Source organism: Kosakonia sp. (assembly GCF_032104925.1).
Taxonomy (GTDB): Bacteria; Pseudomonadota; Gammaproteobacteria; order Enterobacterales; family Enterobacteriaceae; genus Kosakonia.
On sequence record NZ_DAMCGF010000002.1, the window covers coordinates 495,049 to 515,094 of the forward strand.

The 20,046-nt window shown below is 55.7% G+C and carries 13 protein-coding genes and 3 tRNA genes; 12 read left to right on the forward strand and 4 right to left on the reverse strand.

From position 1 onward, the window contains the following. Nucleotides 1-85: 85 nt before the first annotated feature. The 10 genes from lgt (at nucleotide 86) to recD (ending at nucleotide 15,476) form a co-directional block, all read left to right on the forward strand. Nucleotides 86-961, forward strand: a complete 876-nt coding sequence (gene lgt, locus RT644_RS05395) for a prolipoprotein diacylglyceryl transferase (RefSeq protein WP_045512476.1) — start codon at nucleotides 86-88, stop codon at nucleotides 959-961. 6 nt (nucleotides 962-967) lie between these two features. Further along, on the forward strand, nucleotides 968-1,762 hold the full coding sequence (thyA, locus tag RT644_RS05400) for a thymidylate synthase (RefSeq protein ID WP_020455052.1): 795 nt from the start codon (nucleotides 968-970) through the stop codon (nucleotides 1,760-1,762). 184 nt (nucleotides 1,763-1,946) lie between these two features. Next, nucleotides 1,947-2,408, forward strand: coding sequence for a prepilin peptidase-dependent protein (locus tag RT644_RS05405; protein WP_020455051.1), 462 nt, complete (start codon nucleotides 1,947-1,949; stop codon nucleotides 2,406-2,408). Beyond that, on the forward strand, nucleotides 2,402-2,965 hold the full coding sequence (locus tag RT644_RS05410; RefSeq protein ID WP_045512473.1) for a prepilin peptidase-dependent protein: 564 nt from the start codon (nucleotides 2,402-2,404) through the stop codon (nucleotides 2,963-2,965). Before RT644_RS05405 ends, RT644_RS05410 begins: the two co-directional genes overlap by 7 nt. Next, nucleotides 2,962-3,369 carry a DUF2509 family protein gene (locus RT644_RS05415; RefSeq protein WP_269231826.1) on the forward strand — a complete coding sequence of 136 codons (408 nt, stop codon included), beginning with the start codon at nucleotides 2,962-2,964 and terminating at the stop codon, nucleotides 3,367-3,369. Before RT644_RS05410 ends, RT644_RS05415 begins: the two co-directional genes overlap by 4 nt. After that, complete coding sequence (locus RT644_RS05420; RefSeq protein WP_020455048.1) at nucleotides 3,354-3,677, forward strand: prepilin-type N-terminal cleavage/methylation domain-containing protein; 324 nt, start codon at nucleotides 3,354-3,356, stop codon at nucleotides 3,675-3,677. Before RT644_RS05415 ends, RT644_RS05420 begins: the two co-directional genes overlap by 16 nt. A gap of 12 nt (nucleotides 3,678-3,689) precedes the next feature. Continuing rightward, the gene (gene recC, locus RT644_RS05425) at nucleotides 3,690-7,061 is read left to right on the forward strand and encodes an exodeoxyribonuclease V subunit gamma (protein ID WP_313626087.1); all 3,372 of its coding nucleotides are present in this window, start codon (nucleotides 3,690-3,692) and stop codon (nucleotides 7,059-7,061) included. A 153-nt stretch (nucleotides 7,062-7,214) separates the two neighbouring features. After that, entirely contained in the window at nucleotides 7,215-10,115 is a 2,901-nt protein-coding gene (gene ptrA / locus RT644_RS05430) for a pitrilysin (RefSeq protein ID WP_313626088.1), read from the forward strand. Next, nucleotides 10,096-13,644: an exodeoxyribonuclease V subunit beta gene (gene recB / locus RT644_RS05435; protein ID WP_313626089.1), complete on the forward strand. Its 3,549-nt coding sequence runs from the start codon at nucleotides 10,096-10,098 to the stop codon at nucleotides 13,642-13,644. The genes ptrA and recB overlap by 20 nt, the downstream gene beginning before the upstream one ends. Beyond that, on the forward strand, nucleotides 13,641-15,476 hold the full coding sequence (gene recD / locus RT644_RS05440) for an exodeoxyribonuclease V subunit alpha (RefSeq protein WP_313626090.1): 1,836 nt from the start codon (nucleotides 13,641-13,643) through the stop codon (nucleotides 15,474-15,476). The genes recB and recD overlap by 4 nt, the downstream gene beginning before the upstream one ends. Before the next feature lie 30 nt (nucleotides 15,477-15,506). Here recD and argA read toward each other — a convergent pair whose 3' ends face one another. Then, nucleotides 15,507-16,838, reverse strand: a complete 1,332-nt coding sequence (gene argA / locus RT644_RS05445) for an amino-acid N-acetyltransferase (protein WP_020455043.1) — start codon at nucleotides 16,836-16,838, stop codon at nucleotides 15,507-15,509. A 226-nt stretch (nucleotides 16,839-17,064) separates the two neighbouring features. Between argA and amiC the strand changes: the two genes are divergently transcribed. Then, nucleotides 17,065-18,318 carry an N-acetylmuramoyl-L-alanine amidase AmiC gene (gene amiC / locus RT644_RS05450; protein WP_017457697.1) on the forward strand — a complete coding sequence of 418 codons (1,254 nt, stop codon included), beginning with the start codon at nucleotides 17,065-17,067 and terminating at the stop codon, nucleotides 18,316-18,318. A 76-nt stretch (nucleotides 18,319-18,394) separates the two neighbouring features. Here the strand turns inward: amiC and RT644_RS05455 are convergent. The 3 genes from RT644_RS05455 to RT644_RS05465 form a co-directional block, all read right to left on the reverse strand. Next, nucleotides 18,395-18,471, reverse strand: a tRNA-Met gene (locus RT644_RS05455). Nucleotides 18,472-18,522: 51 nt separating this feature from the next. Beyond that, nucleotides 18,523-18,599 (reverse strand) — tRNA-Met (locus RT644_RS05460). A gap of 51 nt (nucleotides 18,600-18,650) precedes the next feature. Then, nucleotides 18,651-18,727: transfer RNA gene (locus tag RT644_RS05465), tRNA-Met, on the reverse strand. 206 nt (nucleotides 18,728-18,933) lie between these two features. On the opposite strand from RT644_RS05465, the gene mltA reads away from it, so the two are divergent. Next, nucleotides 18,934-20,040 (forward strand): murein transglycosylase A, encoded by a 1,107-nt coding sequence (gene mltA, locus RT644_RS05470; RefSeq protein ID WP_020455041.1) that lies wholly within the window; start codon nucleotides 18,934-18,936, stop codon nucleotides 20,038-20,040. Nucleotides 20,041-20,046: the final 6 nt, after the last annotated feature.

The following is a 20,046-nucleotide window of genomic DNA, read 5'->3' on the forward strand; positions in this document are numbered from 1 at the left end:
GCAGCTTTGGAGCGGCCAGCAATTGCGGTCGCGTAGGTGAACCGCTGTCCACTTTCGGCGGAATAACAACAAGTTGTGGTGACAGATGAACAGTGGCTATCTGCATTTTCCGGACTTTGATCCGGTGATTTTCTCCATTGGACCGGTTTCTCTCCACTGGTACGGATTAATGTACCTGGTAGGCTTCGTTTTTGCGATGTGGCTGGCAACGCGCCGGGCGAATCGTCCGGGCAGTGGCTGGACAAAAAACGAAGTTGAAAACCTGCTTTATGCGGGCTTTCTCGGTGTTTTCCTCGGCGGCCGTCTCGGCTATGTGCTGTTCTACAACTTCCCGGTTTTCCTGGACGATCCGCTTTATCTGTTCCGCGTATGGGACGGGGGCATGTCTTTCCACGGCGGTTTGATTGGCGTGATTGTGGTGATGATTATCTTCGCCAGACGCACCAAACGCAGCTTCTTCCAGGTTTCTGATTTTATTGCGCCGCTGATCCCGTTTGGCCTTGGCGCAGGGCGCCTGGGTAACTTTATCAACGGTGAGCTGTGGGGACGTGTTGATCCGTCATTCCCCTATACCATGCTGTTCCCTGGCTCACGCGCGGAAGATATGGCGCTGCTGCCTTCACATCCGGAGTGGCAATCGCTTTTTGATACTTACGGCATGTTGCCGCGCCATATGTCTCAGCTTTACGAGCTGGCGCTGGAAGGCATTGTGCTGTTTATCATCCTTAACTTGTTTATTCGCAAACCTCGCCCGACGGGCGCGGTCTCCGGCTTGTTCCTGATTGGCTACGGCGCGTTCCGTATCATCGTTGAGTTCTTCCGCCAGCCCGACGCGCAGTTTACCGGCGAGTGGGTGCAATACATCAGCATGGGGCAGATCCTCTCCATTCCGATGATCGTTGCAGGCGCAATCATGATGATTTGGGCGTACCGCCATCGTTCGCCGCAACACGTTTCCTGAGGAACCATGAAACAGTATTTAGAATTGATGCAAAAGGTGCTGAATGAAGGCACCCCGAAAAACGACCGCACCGGGACAGGCACGCTGTCTATTTTTGGCCATCAGATGCGTTTTAATCTGCAGGACGGCTTTCCGCTGGTGACCACCAAGCGCTGCCATTTGCGTTCAATTATTCATGAGCTGCTGTGGTTCCTGCAGGGCGACACCAATATTGCCTATCTGCGCGAAAACAAAGTCACCATCTGGGACGAATGGGCCGACGAAGAGGGCAATCTTGGCCCGGTTTACGGCAAACAGTGGCGCGCGTGGCCTACGCCTGACGGCCGCCATATCGACCAGATCACAACAGTGATTAACCAGCTGAAAAACGACCCGGATTCACGCCGCATTATTGTCTCCGCATGGAACGTAGGTGAGCTGGACAAAATGGCGCTGGCCCCTTGCCACGCGTTCTTCCAGTTCTACGTGGCGGACGGCAAGCTCTCCTGCCAGCTCTACCAACGCTCCTGCGACGTGTTCCTTGGTCTGCCGTTCAACATCGCCAGCTATGCGTTGCTGGTGCATATGATGGCTCAGCAGTGCGATCTGCAACCGGGCGATTTTGTCTGGACCGGTGGCGACACCCACCTTTACAGCAATCACCTGGAACAAACGCGTCTGCAATTAAGCCGTGAACCGCGCGCGCTGCCGAAACTGGTTATCAAACGTAAGCCTGAGTCGCTTTTTGACTACCGTTTCGAAGACTTCGAAATCGAAGGCTACGATCCGCATCCGGCCATCAAAGCGCCTGTCGCTATCTGACTTCTACCAACATGTCATAACCGGTGCGGCATCGTACCGGTTTTTTTTACCCGATAATCGTTTCTTCGGCTCTGTTTCCACCCCGCCTGCAACTCACTGCAACATACTGCATTTCTTTCGTGCTGCCTCGTAACCTCTCTGTTTGCACCTCGACCTGAATGCGTAGTGACGACACACTGCCGCCATGAAAAAAGAAGATGGCTTCACCCTGATTGAAACCCTCGTCGCAATGGTGCTGATAGTTATCCTGAGCGGAGCGGGAATCTCTGGCTGGCAGAGTTGGCAGGCGCAGCAGCGGCTGTGGCAAACCGCGTTGCAGGTGCGGCATTTGCTTGAGCGTCTGCGTGATGATGCCAACTGGCACAACCGTTCACAGCTGGTATATGGCATTCGGGATGGCGAACACTGGTGCCTGGTGAATTCGCCGTCGCAAAACTGCGCTGCACAGAATGCTTTCTCACTGCAGCCTCGCTGGCCGGACGTCACGCTGGTTGATGTGACACCTTCGCTGGGGTTCTTTGGGCTGCGCAACACTGCCTGGCCCGGCAGTATTCGGCTACGTAGTAGTGCAGGGGAGTGGCGGGTAGTGGTTTCAGCATGGGGGCGGATCAGAATGTGTCAGCCATCAGCGGAGAATCTATGTTAGACAGGCAAAAAGGATTTTCACTGTTGGAAACCGTGCTGGCGATGGCAATTGGCAGCGTGCTGTTACTGGCGTCTGCCCGTTTTTTACCGGCGCTACAGCTGGCGGTAACGCAGCACACCCGTATCCAGACGGTGGAAGACGATCTCTGGCTGCAACTGCGCGGCATCGCAAAACATCTCCAGCGAGCGGGATATTGCAATGGCAGCTGTAGCGGCCAGCCGTTGGTTATCAATAGCACTGGCGACTGTGTTATTGCTCAGTGGGACGCCAACAGCAATGGACGCTGGGAGTCATCGGGAAGCAGCGAACCGGAACAAACCGGCTTTCGGCTGCAAAGTGGTGCGCTGGAAATCATGCGTGGAGCCACATCCTGCAGTGGCCGGGGCTGGGAAAAAATCACCGATCCTGCCCAAATGAGTATTGAGCGTTTTCATGTCGCTCAGCATCAAAGACCGGGGTTTGCACCACAGCTTGCGATCACGCTCTCGGCTCGTGTTCCGGGTAATGCCGGGCAACCCTTTACCGCTGATTTAAGCGTGATCGGGTACAACTTATGAACCGGCAACGAGGGATGTCGTCACTGGCGCTGGTTTTGCTGTTATTGCTGTTGGGGAGCCTGATGTTGCACGGCTTAAACCTGCAATTGAGCAGCCATATCTGGCGCGTGAACAATGAAAATCAGGGGATACGTAATGCTGCGGAAATTGCTTCAGCCATGGAGTGGGCGCGTCATCAAACCTGGCCTGCCCAGCCCGCGCTACAGTGCCAGCAAAGCGCCGGGCAAAATGTTCGAAGCTGCTTACGCATTTTCACCGATGGGGCCGCGCTGCTGATTGTCGCTAATGCTGAAGCAGCGCTGTGGCATCTGGGGCGCGTGGAGGGGGCGCAGGTACGTTTTTTGCCCCATGGCTGGAGTGATTTTTGTCCACTAAAAGAGGAAGCGCTATGCCGGTCGCCGTAAACAAACAACGAGGTTTTAGCCTTACCGAAGTTCTGCTGGCTATGGTGTTAATGGTGATGGTTGTTACCGCGCTTGGCGGTTATCATCGTGCGCTGGCCTCGGGGTTTGTATCCACCAGCCAGTGGCGACAGCTATGGCGCTACGCCTGGGAACAAGCGCAACCAGAAGTATCATCGTTACCGCCAGGCTGGCAGGTTCAGTGGGGGCAGACAACCACCGGGGGATGTGTCAGCATCAACGTTACCGTTAGTTCGCCAGCGGGCAGGCAGGGGCAAATGACGCGATTATTTTGCCCGAACAGTCAGTAGTCAGGAGCGCTTATGTTAAGGGTCTACCACTCCAATCGTCTGGATGTGCTGGAAGCATTGATGGAGTTTATTGTTGAGCATGACAGGCTCGACGATCCCTTTGAGCCAGAAGTGGTGCTGGTGCAGAGCACCGGCATGGCGCAATGGCTGCAAATGACGCTCGCGCAGAAGTTTAGTATTGCCGCCAATATTACCTTCCCGCTACCTGCGAGTTTTATCTGGGAAATGTTCGTCACCGTACTGGACGGCATTCCGAAAGAGAGCGCATTTAACAAACAGAGTATGAGCTGGAAGCTGATGTCGCTATTGCCCGACATGCTGGAGCAAGATGCGTTCACCATGCTGCGCCATTATCTGAATGACGACGATGACAAGCGTAAACTCTTCCAGCTCTCTTCACGCGTGGCGGATCTCTACGATCAATATCTGGTTTACCGCCCGGAATGGCTAACACGATGGGAAGCGGGTGAACAGATCGACGGGCTGGATGAAGCACAGCGCTGGCAAGCACCGCTATGGCGTGCATTGGTGGAACATACCGCGGCGCTGGGGCAGCCACACTGGCATCGTGCCAACCTCTACCAGCGTTTTATCGATAAGCTTGAATCGGCTGAGCAGCGGCCCGCCGGTTTGCCTTCGCGCGTCTTTATTTGTGGGATTTCCGCGCTGCCGCCCATCTATTTGCAAGCGCTTCAGGCGCTGGGTAAGCATATTGATGTCCATCTTTTGTTTACGAATCCCTGCCGTTACTACTGGGGCGACATTAAAGATCCGGCGTTTCTGGCGAAACTGATCACCCGTAATCGTCGGCATCACCGGGAAAACCGACAGTTTCCGCTGTTCCGTGATACGCAAAATGCCGAAGGTCTGTTCAATGCCGATGGCGAGCAGGATGTTGGTAACCCTTTGCTGGCTTCATGGGGCAAGCTGGGACGGGACAACATTTTCCTGCTGGCGGGCATGGAGCGCTATGAAGAGCTGGATGCTTTCGTCGACATTACGCCCGGCTCGCTGCTGCAAAATCTGAAGTACGACATCCTGGAACTGCAAAATGGTGCGGTGGCGGGCGTAACGGCAGAAGAGTTTTCCCGCAGTGATAAAAAACGTCTGCTTGATCCCAACGATCGCAGCGTAACGGTGCATATCTGCCACAGCCCGCAGCGAGAAGTAGAGATCCTGCATGACCGGCTGCTTACGATGCTGGAAGAGGATCCTGAACTGACGCCTCGCGATATCGTGGTCATGGTCGCCGATATCGACAGCTACAGCCCGTATATTCAGGCGGTTTTCGGGAGCGCCACTGGTGAGCGTTATCTTCCCTATGCTATTTCCGACCGCCGCGCGCGGCAGGCTCATCCGGCGCTGCAGGCCTTTATCAGTTTGCTCTCCCTGCCGGACAGCCGCTTTGTGAGTGAAGATGTGCTGGCGCTGCTGGATGTTCCGGTGCTGGCGGCGCGTTTCAACATCAATGAAGAGGGGCTGCGTTACCTGCGTTTATGGGTCAATGAGTCCGGCATTCGCTGGGGAATGGACGACGACAACGTTCGCGAGCTTGAATTACCCGCGACCGGGCAGCACACCTGGCAATTTGGCCTGACGCGAATGCTGCTCGGTTATGCGATGGAAAGCCGCCAGGGTGAGTGGCAGTCGATTTTACCGTATGACGAATCCAGCGGGCTTATCGCGGAGTTAGTTGGCCACCTGGCGGAGCTGTTGATGCAGCTTAATATCTGGCGTCGCGGCTTGTCTGAGGCGCGACCGCTGGAAGAGTGGCTCCCGGTTTGCCGCGACATGCTTAATGACTTTTTCCTGCCAGACCAGGACACAGAAGCCGCGCTGGCCCTGATTGAACAGCAGTGGCAGGACATTATCGCGCAGGGAATTGGTGCAAATTACCACGACGCGATCCCGCTTTCGCTACTGCGTGACGAGCTGGCTCAGCGCCTCGATCAGGAACGTATCAGTCAGCGTTTCCTCGCGGGGCCTGTGAATATCTGCACCCTGATGCCGATGCGCTCTATTCCGTTTAAAGTGGTCTGCCTGCTGGGCATGAACGATGGTGTCTACCCGCGCGCACTGCCTCCGCTGGGGTTTGACCTGATGAGCCAGAAACCGCAGCGAGGCGACCGCAGCCGTCGGGATGATGACCGCTACTTGTTCCTCGAAGCGCTTAACTCAGCGCAACAGCAGCTCTATATCAGCTATATCGGCCGGTCTATCCAGGATAACAAAGAGCGTTTTCCCTCGGTGTTGGTACAGGAACTGGTGGATTACATTGGGCAGAGCCACTATTTGCCAGGCGATGCCTTGCTTAATTGCGATGAAAGCGAGCAGCGGGTAAAGGCACATATTACGCATCTGCATACGCGTATGCCGTTTGATCCGGCAAACTATACGGCTGATGAGTGGCAAAGTTATGTCCGCGACTGGCTACCTGCCGCGAGTTCGCAGGGGCAGGCGCATGCCGAGTTTATTCAATCGCTGGATGACGTGCCGCTTGAAACGCTCACGTTTGATCAGCTCCAGCGTTTTTGGGCGCATCCGGTGCGCGCTTTTTTCCAGATGCGCCTGCGCGTTAATTTCCGCCCGGAAGAGAGTGAAATCCCGGATGCAGAGCCGTTTATCCTTGATGGCCTGAGCCGTTACCAGCTCAATCAGGAGATATTAAATACGCTGGTTGAAGAGCAAGACGCAGAGAAGCTGTTTCGCCGCTACCGCGCGGCTGGCGTACTGCCTTATGGGGCGTTTGGCGAAATCATCTGGGAAACCCAATGTCAGGAGATGCAGGAGCTGGCTGACCGCGTTATTGAATATCGCCAGCCTTCTGACAGCCTTGAAATTGACTTACATTGTGCAGGCGTTCATCTCACCGGATGGCTGCCGCGTGTGCAGCCAGACGGGCTATTGCGCTGGCGTCCGGCCTTGTTGAACGTTTCGCAAGGCCTGCAACTTTGGCTGGAACATCTTGTCTATTGTGCCAGCGGTGGCACCGGCACCAGCCGCTTGTTCGTGCGCAAAGAGGGTAAATGGTGTTTTCCCCCGCTACCCGCTGATAAGGCGCGGGAATATCTGGCAACGCTGATTGAAGGTTATCGGGAAGGCATGGTTAAACCGCTCCTGCTATTGCCGGAAAGCGGCGGCGCATGGATAAAAGTCTGTTATGACGCGGCAAATGATGCCATGTTAAAGGACGAAGAGACGTTACAAAAAGCGCAGAGTAAATTCCTGCAGGCGTACGAAGGCAACATGGTGGTGCGCGGTGAAGGCGATGATGTCTGGTATCAGCGCCTGTGGCGAACCCTTGAACCTGAGTACTACGCTGAAATTACCAAACAAGCGCAGCGTTTTCTGTTACCGCTTTATCGACACAACCAGTCCGATTGATTGTATAAAAATTGCGCGAAATGGTTGCATCCATTATCATGCGCGACGGTCACGGACTGATATAACAAGAGTGCTGGCTCAGCCAGCACAGGTTTACCCGGCTTTCTCCATTCTCCCTGGGCGAGCCGGAAAAGTTAATGATGAGGTTCGTGAATGCCCCGCAGCACCTGGTTCAAAGCTTTCGTCCTGTTTTTTGCCCTCTGGGCTTCATTCAGTCAGGCAGACAACGGTTGGCAACCTGTTCAGGAAACTATCCGTAAGAGCGACAAAGATACCCGGCAATATCAGGCGATACGCCTTGATAACGGCATGGTTGTATTGCTGGTGTCCGACGCGCAGGCGGTAAAATCGCTCTCCGCGCTGGTGGTGCCGGTCGGCTCGCTTGAAGATCCGGATGCGCATCCCGGCCTTGCTCACTATCTTGAGCACATGACACTGATGGGTTCCAAAAAATACCCTCAGCCCGATAGCCTGGCCGAATTCCTGAAACTGCATGGCGGCAGCCACAATGCCAGCACCGCGCCTTATCGCACCGCTTATTATCTGGAAGTGGAGAACAATGCGCTGGAAGGGGCTGTTGATCGCTTAGCCGATGCCATCGCCGCCCCCATGCTGGATAAAAAATATGGTGAACGTGAGCGCAACGCGGTCAACGCCGAGCTGACAATGGCCCGCACGCGTGACGGTATGCGTATGGCGCAGGTCAGCGCGGAAACCATCAACCCGGCGCACCCTGGCGCGCGCTTCTCCGGCGGTAATCTCGAAACCCTCAGCGATAAGCCGGGCAGCCCTGTTCATGCCGCGCTGCTGGCATTTCGCGATAAATACTATTCGGCCAACCTGATGAAAGCGGTGATCTACAGTAACCGCCCATTAGCGGATCTGGCGAAAATTGCTGTCGAAACGTATGGCCGTGTGCCGAATAAGAATATCGACAAGCCGGACATCACGGTTCCCGTGGTGACCGATGCGCAGAAAGGCATCATTATCCATTATATCCCGGCGGTGCCGCGTAAAGTGCTGCGTGTGGAATTTCGTATCGATAACAATACCGCCGCTTTTCGCAGTAAAACGGACGAGCTTATAACCTACTTAATTGGTAACCGCAGCCCGGGCACGCTCTCGGACTGGCTGCAAAGTCAGGGGTTGGTAGAAGGTATTCGCGGTGATTCCGATCCGGTAGTGAACGGCAACAGTGGCGTGCTCGCCATCTCTGCAACGTTGACCGATAAAGGCCAGGCCAATCGTGATGAAGTCGTGGCTGCTATTTTCAGCTATCTGCAACTGCTGCGCGAAAAAGGCGTTGATAAACGCTATTTCGACGAGCTGGCACATATTCTCGATCTCGATTTCCGCTATCCCTCTATTACCCGCGATATGGATTACGTCGAGTGGCTGGCGGATACCATGATCCGCGTACCTGTCGCCCATACGCTGGATTCGGTGAACATTGCCGATCGGTTCGATGCCAAAGCGGTACAGGCGCGTCTTGATGAGATGACGCCGCAAAATGCGCGTATCTGGTACATCAGCCCGGATGAACCGCACAATAAAACGGCCTATTTTGTTGAAGCGCCTTACCAGGTGAATAAAATCACGCCGGAAACCTATGCCGACTGGCAGACGCGCCAGAGCCGTATTGCGCTGAAATTCCCGGAGTTAAATCCCTATATTCCCGATGACTTCTCGCTGATAAAACCGGCGAAGCAGTACGAACACCCTGAATTGATTGTCGATGAGCCGACGCTGCGCGTGGTGTATATGCCAAGCCAGTATTTCGCCAATGAGCCCAAAGCGGATGTCAGCGTGGTGCTGCGTAACCCGCAGGCGATGGATAGCGCAAAAAACCAGGTGATATTTGCCCTGAATGATTATCTGGCGGGGCTGGCACTCGATCAGCTCAGCAATCAGGCGGCGGTCGGTGGCATCAGTTTTTCCACCAACGCCAATAACGGGTTGATGCTCAACGCCAACGGTTATACCCAGCGTTTGCCGCAGCTTTTCCAGGCACTGCTGGCGGGTTATTTCAGCTATACGCCGACAGAAGAACAGCTTGCCCAGGCCAAATCCTGGTATGCGCAGATGATGGATTCTGCCGAAAAAGGCAAAGCGTTCGATCAGGCAATCATGCCGATCCAGATGTTGTCACAGGTGCCTTATTTCCAGCGTGAAGAGCGTCGCGCACTGCTGCCATCTATTACCTTGCAGGATATTTTGCACTACCGCGATGCGCTGAAAGATAATGCGCGTCCGGAATTCCTGGTGGTGGGTAACCTGAGCGAACAGCAGACGAAAGACCTCGCTCATGACGTGCAAAAACAGCTTGGCGCTAACGGTACGGTGTGGTGCCGAAACCAGAACGTCGTGGTGGACAAGCAGCAGAATGTGAGCTTTGAAAAAGCGGGCAACAGTACAGACTCCGCACTCGCGGCGGTGTTCGTACCTACCGGTTTTGATGAGTTCAGCAGTTCGGCATACAGCGCGATGTTAGGGCAAATCGTGCAGCCGTGGTTCTATAACCAACTGCGTACAGAAGAACAACTGGGTTATGCCGTGTTCGCCTTTCCTATGAGCGTAGGTCGCCAGTGGGGCATGGGGTTCTTGTTGCAAAGCAATGATAAGCAGCCAGCCTATCTCTGGGAGCGCTACAAGGCTTTCTTCCCCACCGCAGAAGCGAAATTACGGGCAATGAAGCCGGAAGAGTTTGCGCAGCTTCAGCAGGGCGTCATCGCGCAACTTACGCAAGCGCCGCAAACGTTAGGTGAAGAAGCTTCCAAACTCAGCAAAGATTTTGATCGTGGCAATATGCGCTTCGATTCGCGTGATAAAGTAGTTGCTCAGATAAAACTGCTGACGCCGCAAAAACTTGCCGATTTCTTCCATCAGGCGGTGGTAGAGCCGCAAGGTATGGCGATCCTGTCGCAGATCTCCGGTAGCCAGAGCGGTAAAGCAGATTATGCCCGCCCGCAAGGCTGGAAGGTCTGGGATAGCACCAGCGCGTTGCAGCAAACCTTACCGAAGATGACCGAGAAAGATGAGAGAAACGACCGCTGAGACCCTTGATCCCCTGCGCTTGCCGCTCACCGGCGAGCGCCTGATTGAAGCCTCGGCGGGTACCGGTAAAACCTTTACCATTGCCGCGCTCTATTTGCGGCTGCTATTAGGGTTAGGCGGCAGCGCCGCCTACCCGCGCCCACTCAGCGTTGAAGAACTGCTGGTGGTGACTTTCACCGAGGCTGCGACAGAAGAGCTGCGCGGCCGCATTCGCAGTAACATCCATGAGTTGCGCATTGCTTGTCTGCGCGAAACGAGCGATAACCCGCTATACGCACGCCTGCTGGACGAGATTGCCGATAAGCAACAGGCGGCGCAGTGGCTGCTGCTGGCAGAGCGGCAAATGGACGAAGCGGCAATCTTTACGATCCACGGTTTTTGCCAGCGCATGCTGAGCCTCAATGCCTTCGAATCCGGCATGCTGTTTGAACTGCAACTGCTGGAAGATGAGTCGCTGCTGCGTTACCAGGCCTGTGCGGATTTCTGGCGTCGTCACTGCTACCCGCTAGCGCGTGAAATTGCTGAAGTTATCCATGCTTCGTGGAAAGGACCGCAGGATCTGCTGAAAGCGATCGATCGTTATCTGCAAGGGGAAGCGCCGCAAATTAAAACGCCGCCCGCAGCAGACGAAACGCTGGCCTCGCGCCATCAGCAAATTATTGCGCAGATTGGTGAGGTGAAGCGTCAGTGGAGCGCTTGCGTCAATGAAATCGAGCCACTGCTCGAAAACTCCGGTATTGACCGACGTAAATTTAACCGTGGCAACCAGGCGAAATGGATCGAGAAAATCTCCACCTGGGCGCAGGAAGAGACCCGTAGTTACCTGTTGCCGGACGCGCTGGAAAAATTCACTCAGTCCTTTCTTACTGAACGCACAAAACCTGACGGCGTTGTACCAGAACACCCGCTTTTCGTCGCCATTGAAAACTTGCTGGCGCAGTCATTGACGCTTAACGATCTGGTGCTGACCAGCGCGATGCGTGAGATTCGTGAAACGGTGGCAAAAGAGAAACGTCGGCGCGGCGAACTGGGCTTTGATGACATGCTCAGCCGCCTTGATGATGCCCTGCGAAGCCCGAGCGGCGAAGCGTTGGCCGCGGCAATCCGCACCCGTTTCCCGGTTGCGATGATCGATGAGTTTCAGGATACCGACCCGCAGCAGTACCGTATTTTTAGCCGCATCTGGTTGAAACAGCCGGATTGCGGTTTATTGCTGATTGGCGATCCAAAGCAGGCCATTTACGCATTTCGCGGCGCGGATATTTTCACGTATATGAAAGCGCGCGATGAAGTGAGTGCCCGCTATACGCTGGATACCAACTGGCGCTCGTCGCCTGGCATGATTGCCAGCGTCAACCAGCTCTTCAGCCGGATGGACGACGCTTTCATGTTCCGTCAGATCCCGTTCCAGCCGGTAAAACCCGCCGCCAAAAACGCAGGTTTACGTTTTGCGTATCAGGGGGAAACACAGCCAGCGATGAAGCTGTGGCTGATGGAGGGCGACGGCGTAAGCGTCGGGGATTATCAGGGATTTATGGCGCAGTTATGCGCAGCGCAAATCCGCGACTGGCTGAGCGCCGGGCTGCGGGGCGAAGCGCTGCTGTATGAAGGGGAAAATGCGCGGCCGGTAAAAGCCTCGGATATTACCGTGCTGGTGCGCAGCCGCCATGAAGCCTCACTTATTCGCGATGCGCTGACGTTACTGAATATTCCGTCTGTGTATCTTTCCAACCGCGACAGCGTTTTTGAAACACCGGAAGCGCAGGAGTTGCTGTGGCTATTGCAGGCGGTGCTGGCGCCGGAGCGCGAAAGTACGCTGCGCAGTGCGCTGGCGACCTCCTTGCTGGGGCTTACTGCGCTGGATATTGATGCGCTCAACCAGAATGAGCTGGCGTGGGATGAGATTGTTGAAGAGTTTTCTGGCTATCGCGAGCTGTGGCAAAAACGCGGTGTGATGGCGATGTTGCGCAGGCTGATGAGTGCGCGACATGTGGCGGAAAACTTGCTGGCGACCCCCGGCGGTGAACGACGGCTGACGGATATCCTGCACATCAGCGAGTTGTTACAGGAGGCGGGGACGCAACTGGAAAGTGAACACGCACTTACCCGCTGGCTGGCGCAGCGTATTGCCGAGCCGAACGCTAATGCATCAAGCGAGCAATTGCGGCTGGAGAGCGATAAACACCTCGTGCAGATTGTCACCATCCACAAATCGAAAGGGCTGGAGTATCCGCTGGTCTGGCTGCCGTTTATCGCCAATTTCCGCATTCAGGATCAGGGCTTTTACCACGATCGTGACTCTTTTGCCGCCGTGCTCGATCTCAGCCATGCCGAAGAGAGTGTCGCGCTGGCGGAAGCAGAGCGTCTGGCCGAAGACCTGCGTTTGCTGTACGTGGCGTTGACGCGTTCTGTCTGGCATTGCAGCCTGGGGATTGCCCCGCTGTTTCGTCGCCGTGGCGAAAAAGCCGGAGCCAGTGATTTTCACCAGAGCGCGCTGGGGCGGCTTTTGCAGAAAGGCGAAGCGCTGGATGCCGCCGCGTTGCGTAACGTTTTGCAGCAACTGTGCAATGACGATATTGCCCTTTGCATTCCTTCTCTGCCGGACGCCGGGCGCTGGCAGCTACCGCAAACGGAACCACCGACGCTGAGCGTGCGTGAAATCACGCGGCGCATCAGCGATGACTGGCGTGTCACCAGCTATTCCGGATTGCAGCAGCGGGCTCATGGCATCGCTCAGGATCTGCTGCCGCGTCTGGATATTGACGCAGCTGGAGAGCGAGAAGCGTTGCAGGAGCCGGTATTAACGCCGCATCAGTTTCCGCGCGGCGCGGCACCGGGGACATTTTTGCACAGCTTGTTTGAGGATCTGGATTTTACGCAGCCGGTAGCTGACACCTGGGTTGCAGAGAAACTACTGGCGGGCGGTTACGAAGCACACTGGCAGCCGGTGCTAAGTCGCTGGCTGGAAACCGTGCTGCATGTGCCGCTGGCGCAAACAGGCATCTCGCTGAGCCAGCTGACGAACAAAGAAAAACAGGTGGAGATGGAGTTTTACCTGCCGATTAGCGCCACGCTGAGCGCGGAGGCGCTGGATGAACTCATCCGGCGTTATGATCCGCTCTCGGCTGGCTGCCCGCCGCTCGATTTCCGCGATGTGCGCGGCATGTTGAAAGGCTTTATCGACCTGGTGTTTCGCCACAACGGGCGCTATTACCTGCTGGATTACAAATCCAACTGGCTGGGCGAGAGCGCAGAAGCCTACACGCAAGCAGCCATGGCGGCGGCGATGCAGTCGCACCGTTATGACTTGCAGTACCAGCTTTACAGCCTGGCATTGCACCGCTTTTTGCGTCATCGCATTACAGGGTATGACTACGAACGCCATTTCGGCGGCGTGATTTATCTGTTCCTGCGTGGCGTGGATGCGCAAAACCCACAGCAGGGGATTTTCACTATCCGGCCTGATGTTGAATTAATTACACAAATGGACGACCTGTTCGCAGGCGTTGCGCCGGAGGTTGCGCCATGAGTATGCAAAGTTTGCTACAGGAAGCGGTGGAGCAGAAATTGCTGCGTGCGCTGGATGTGCAGTTTGCGCTGACGGTCGCCACGGAACAGGAACCCGCCGTGATGCTGGCTGCAGCGCTGCTCAGCCATGATACTGGTGAAGGGCACGTATGCCTGCCGCTCGCGCGTCTTACGCCTGAGACATACGGTAACGACTCACCGCTGTTTAGCGAGTTATTCGCCCTCGCGGGCAACCCGGATGACTGGCGTAACGTCTTGCTGCGTTCGCCCGCAGTGAGCGAATGTGAAGCCGCGACGCCGATGATCCTCACCGATTCTCGCCTCTACCTGAACCGCATGTGGTGTCATGAGCGGCGGGTTGCCGCGTTTTTTGCCGCACAAGCGCCACTGCAGGATGTTGATGAAACGCGAATGGCGCAGACGCTGGAGACGCTATTTCCCTCCTCGTCGGAAACTGAAATCAACTGGCAAAAAGTGGCCGCTGCCGTGGCGCTTACCCGGCGGATTTCGGTGATTTCCGGTGGTCCAGGAACCGGCAAAACCACAACTGTGGCGAAACTGCTTGCCGCGCTGGTGCAGATGGTGGACGGCGACAAGTGCCGAATTTGCCTTGCCGCGCCAACCGGTAAAGCTGCCGCGCGCCTGACCGAATCGCTGGGCAGTGCGCTACGCCAGTTGCAACTGGATGCCCGACAAAAAGCGATGTTGCCGGATGAAGCCAGCACGCTGCACCGGTTGCTTGGCGCGCAGCCCGGCAGCCAGCGCATGCGTCACCATGCGGGTAACCCGTTGCATCTGGATGTGCTGGTCGTCGATGAAGCATCAATGATCGACTTACCCATGATGTCCCGCTTGATTGATGCGCTGCCTTCACGCGCCCGGGTCATTTTCCTCGGCGATCGCGATCAACTGGCCTCGGTGGAGGCCGGCGCGGTGCTGGGCGATATCTGCGCGTGGGTCAATGCCGGGTATAGCGCTGAACGCGCAGCGCAATTGTCGCGTCTGACGGGCGCTCAGGTTCCCGAAGGTATCGCCGAGGCAGGCAGCTTGCGCGATAGTCTCTGTTTGCTGCAAAAAAGCTACCGCTTTGGCAGTGATTCCGGGATTGGCCAGCTCGCCGCCGCCGTCAACCGGGGCGATAAACGCGCGATGCAAGCGGTATTCAGCCAGGGCTTTGCGGACATTGAGCGTAAACCCCTGAACAGCGCGGAAGAGTATCAGGGCATGATTGACGATGCGCTGGCGGGTTACGCGCGCTTTCTCTCATTGGTGCGAAGCCACGCCGGGCCGAAAGAGGTGATTGCCGCCTTTGGCGAATATCAGCTGCTCTGCGCCTTGCGTGAAGGGCCGTTTGGCGTCAGCGGGCTGAATGAGCGGCTTGAACTGGCGCTGGTTCGTCAGCACCAGATTACCCGGCTGGCGCATTCGCGCTGGTATCACGGGCGACCGGTAATGATTTCGCGTAACGATTCGGCGCTGGGGTTGTTTAACGGCGATATCGGCATCGCGCTGGATCAAGGGCAGGGGATCCGCGTCTGGTTCCCGATGCCGGACGGTGAAATCAAACCGGTATTGCCAAGCCGTTTGCCGGAGCATGACACCGCGTGGGCGATGACGGTGCATAAATCGCAGGGGTCGGAGTTTGATCATGCCGCGCTGATCCTGCCGGGACAGATTGCACCGGTGGTGACGCGTGAACTGGTTTATACCGCGATAACCCGCGCCCGTAATCGCTTGTCGGTGTATGCCGACGAACGCGTGCTGGGGCAGGCGATCGCGACGCGCACTGAACGGCGCAGCGGGCTGGATTCACTCTTTCGTTCCTGGATGTAAAAAGCCCCCGCAGAAGGCGGGGGCGAAAGCTCAGGTGAGATCGGCCATCAGCACTTTTGACCGGCGCTGGTAGTTGTACATCTCTTTTTTGGTTTCCGGCAGGGAATCAATATCCACTGGCGTGAAACCGCGCTCCTGGAACCAGTGAATGCTGCGGGTAGTCAGCACAAACAATTTGCTCAGCCCCATTTGCTTCGCCTGAGCGGCAATGCGCTCCAGCAGCACTTCGCCGCGCGATGAGCTGCGGTAATCGGGATGAACCGCGACACAGGCCATCTCCCCAATTTTCTCTTCCGGGAAAGGGTACAGCGCCGCACAGGCGATGGTCAGGTTATCGCGCTCGATGATCGTGAACTTGTCGATCTCCATCTCCAGTTGTTCGCGCGAGCGGCGTACCAGGATCCCTTGCTGTTCCAGCGGGCGGATAAGTTCCAGGATCCCGCCGATATCGTTGATAGTGGCGCGGCGGATCTGCTCGGCGCTCTCCATCACAATTTGCGTACCGATACCGTCGCGTGAGAAGAGTTCCTGCAACAGCGCGCCGTCTTCCTGGTAGCTGATTAAATGGCTGCGGCGCACACCGCTGCGGCAGGCTTTGACCGCGCCACGCAGGAAACGCACGGTGCCGGAGTGGTAATCGCCACGTGCTTCCAGCGTCTCGACGCGCGCCTGCGCTTCATTCGGGAACAGCTCAGAAACGATTTCGCCTTCATCATTCATCACACCTTGCGATGAACAAAAGCCGATCATCTTTTCCGCTTTCAGTTTGATCGCAAGCTGAGTGGCAATCTCTTCCGAGGTCAGATTAAAACTTTCGCCAGTGACCGAAACTGCCACCGGCCCCATCAGCACAATCGCGCCGCTGGCAAGCTGGCGGTTAATCGCTTCTTCATCAATACGACGAATACGGCCGCTGTGGCAGTAGTCGACACCATCATCTACGCCCAGTGGCTGAGAGATAATAAAATTGCCGCTAACGACATTAATATGCGCGCCTTGCAGCGGCGTATTGTTGAGGCTCATCGACAAACGTGCGGTGATATCCAGTTGCAACAACCCGGCGGCTTGCTTAACCAGCTCAAGGGTTTTCGCGTCGGTAACGCGGGTATGTTTGTGGTAAATCGGCTCATGGTTGTGTTCGGCGAGATTCGCGTCGATCTGCGGACGCGCGCCGTAGACCACCACCAGCCGGATACCCAGGCTATGCAGCAGGCCGATGTCATTGACAATACTGGAAAAGTTTTCATGCTCAATGGCTTCACCGCCGAGCATAATGACAAATGTCTTGCCACGGTGGGCATTAATATAGGGAACGGAGTGGCGAAATCCCTGCACCAGTTCGGTTCTACGCTCTTTTACCACGGCCTGTCCTCAATGCATGATTATTCGTAAATTGTGTATTTTTATTCTTTTCTGCCGCCGCGTGCAAGTGCAAATTTTGCTGTCGTATAACAAATGTTCCTCGCCGCAGCCCGCGGGCAGACATATGTTTACCCTTTAATAGATGACAGTTTATGCATCATTCGTTAAAGTTTTCCGTCAATTTTGACGAATATTATTACGTAGATAAAAATTGCTCGGGAGAAGCATGTCGGGAAGTCAATCAGCGCTGAGCCGCCGCAGATTTTTAAAAGGCGCGGGGGCCATGTGGTTATTAAGCGTGAGCCAAATTGGTTTGGCCGCAGTCAGCCAGGTGGTGGCGGTTCGCGTCTGGCCAGCGTCAAGCTATACGCGCGTGACGGTGGAATCGAACCATGTCGTCAAATATAAGCAGTTCGCGTTGAGTAATCCCGACCGGCTGGTGGTGGATCTTGAAGGTGTGCATCTGAACTCCGTGTTAAAAGGCATGGGCGCGCAGATCCGTGGCGACGATCCTTATATCAAATCCGCGCGGGTAGGGCAGTTCGATCCGCAGACCGTGCGCATGGTGTTTGAGCTGAAACAGGACGTGAAGCCGCAGTTGTTTGCGCTGGCACCGGTGGCCGGTTTTAAAGAGCGTCTGGTGATGGATCTCTACCCGGCCAATGCGAAAGATGTGCAGGACCCGCTGCTGGCGCTGCTTGAAGAGTACAACAAAGGCGATCTTGAGCAGCAGGTGCCGCCCGCAGAGAGCGGCCCGAAGCCGGGGAAAGCCGGGCGTGACAGGCCAATTGTGATCATGCTCGATCCTGGTCACGGCGGTGAAGATCCGGGGGCGATGGGGAAATATCGCACCCGGGAAAAAGATGTGGTGCTGCAAATCGCGCGTCGGCTGCATGCGCTGATCGAGAAAGAGAGCAATATGAAAGCCTATATGACGCGCAACGAGGATGTATTTATTCCGTTGAAAGTGCGCGTTGCCAAGGCGCAGAAACAGCGCGCTGACCTGTTTGTGTCGATTCACGCTGATGCTTTCAGCAGCCGCCAGCCGAGCGGTTCTTCTGTCTTTGCGCTGTCGACCAAAGGGGCGACCAGTACCGCCGCGAAATATCTGGCGGAAACGCAGAACGCGTCCGACTTAATCGGTGGGGTGAGCAAGAGCGGCGATCGCTATCTGGATCACACCATGTTCGATATGGTGCAGTCGTTAACCATTAACGACAGCCTGAAGTTTGGCAAAGCGGTGCTCAATAAACTTGGCAATATTAATAACCTGCATAAAAACCAGGTTGAACAGGCCGGCTTCGCGGTGCTGAAAGCGCCGGACATTCCGTCAATTCTGGTGGAGACCGCGTTTATCAGTAACGTGGAAGAGGAGCGTAAGCTGAAGACGGCGAAATTCCAGCAGGAAGTGGCAGAGTCGATTCTGGCAGGAATTAAAGCCTACTTCGCGGATGGCGCGACGCTGGCGAGAAGGGGATAACCGAGTGGCGCTGAACAGCGCCATTTTTTGGCGAACCACAGAAACAAAAAAACACCCGTTAAGGTGTTTATTGTGTTGGTTGCGGGGGCCGGATTTGAACCGACGACCTTCGGGTTATGAGCCCGACGAGCTACCAGGCTGCTCCACCCCGCGTCCGTCTTGTTTACACTTCCGTCATGTAAACTTTTTTCTTCACATTTTAATTGGTTGCGGGGGCCGGATTTGAACCGACGACCTTCGGGTTATGAGCCCGACGAGCTACCAGGCTGCTCCACCCCGCGTCCGTCTTGTTTACACTTCCGTCATGTAAACTTTTTTCTTCACATTTTAATTGGTTGCGGGGGCCGGATTTGAACCGACGACCTTCGGGTTATGAGCCCGACGAGCTACCAGGCTGCTCCACCCCGCGTCCGTGGATGCGCACTATACTCTGCAAACGTTTTGATGCAACCTTTTTTTTGCCTGGATCGCATAATTGGTGGGATTATGTGTAAAAACAACACAATCCGTTTATTTTTTGCACTAAATTAGCGCCGGGTAGTGATAGCGCATTTCATTAGCGGGTGGGGTTTGTTATCTTCACCCCGCTCCGGGTTAATCAGAAGATGAGAGATAATGAAAGGACGTTGGGTTAAGTTCGCACTCACAGGCGCAATGGTGGCAATTCTCGCGGCCTGCTCTTCAAAACCGACCGATCGCGGTCAACAGTATAAAGACGGAAAATTTTCCCAGCCTTTTTCCCTGGTCAATCAACCTGACGCCGTAGGGGCGCCAATCAACGCCGGAGATTTCTCCGAGCAGGTTAATCAAATTCGCAGCGCCTCACCGCGCCTCTACGGCAGCCAGAGCGGCGTCTATAACGCGATTCAGTCGTGGCTGATGTCCGGTGGCGATACGCGTAATTTGCGCCAGTTTGGCCTCGACGCCTGGCAAATGGAAGGCACGGATAACTATGGCAACGTGCAATTCACCGGTTACTACACGCCAGTTGTGCAGGCGCGCCATACCCGCCAGGGCGAGTTCCAGTACCCCATCTACCGTATGCCGCCTAAACGTGGTCGCTTGCCATCCCGCGCGGAAATCTACGCCGGTGCGCTCAGTGACAGTTATGTGCTGGCCTACAGCAACTCGCTGATGGACAACTTCATTATGGATGTGCAGGGCAGCGGCTATATCGATTTTGGCGACGGCAGCCCGCTTAACTTCTTCAGCTATGCCGGGAAAAACGGCCACGCTTACCGCAGCATCGGCAAAGTGCTGATCGATCGTGGTGAAGTGAAGCGCGAAGATATGTCGATGCAGGCGATTCGCGAATGGGGCGAAAAACACAGTGAAGCGGAAGTTCGCGCGTTGCTGGAAGAGAACGCCTCGTTCGTCTTCTTTAAACCGCAATCCTGGGCACCGGTAAAAGGTGCCAGCGCGGTGCCGTTGATTGGCCGTGCTTCTGTCGCTTCCGACCGGTCGATTATTCCGCCGGGCACGACGCTGCTGGCGGAAGTGCCGCAGCTTGATAACAACGGCAAGTTCAACGGCAAATATGAGCTGCGCCTGATGGTGGCGCTTGATGTTGGTGGCGCAATCAAAGGCCAGCACTTCGATATTTATCAGGGTATTGGCCCGGATGCGGGTCATCGCGCCGGATGGTACAACCATTATGGCCGCGTCTGGGTGTTGAAAACCGCCCCCGGAACCGGCGCTGGCGGCGGCGTGTTCAGCGGCTGAGTGTGC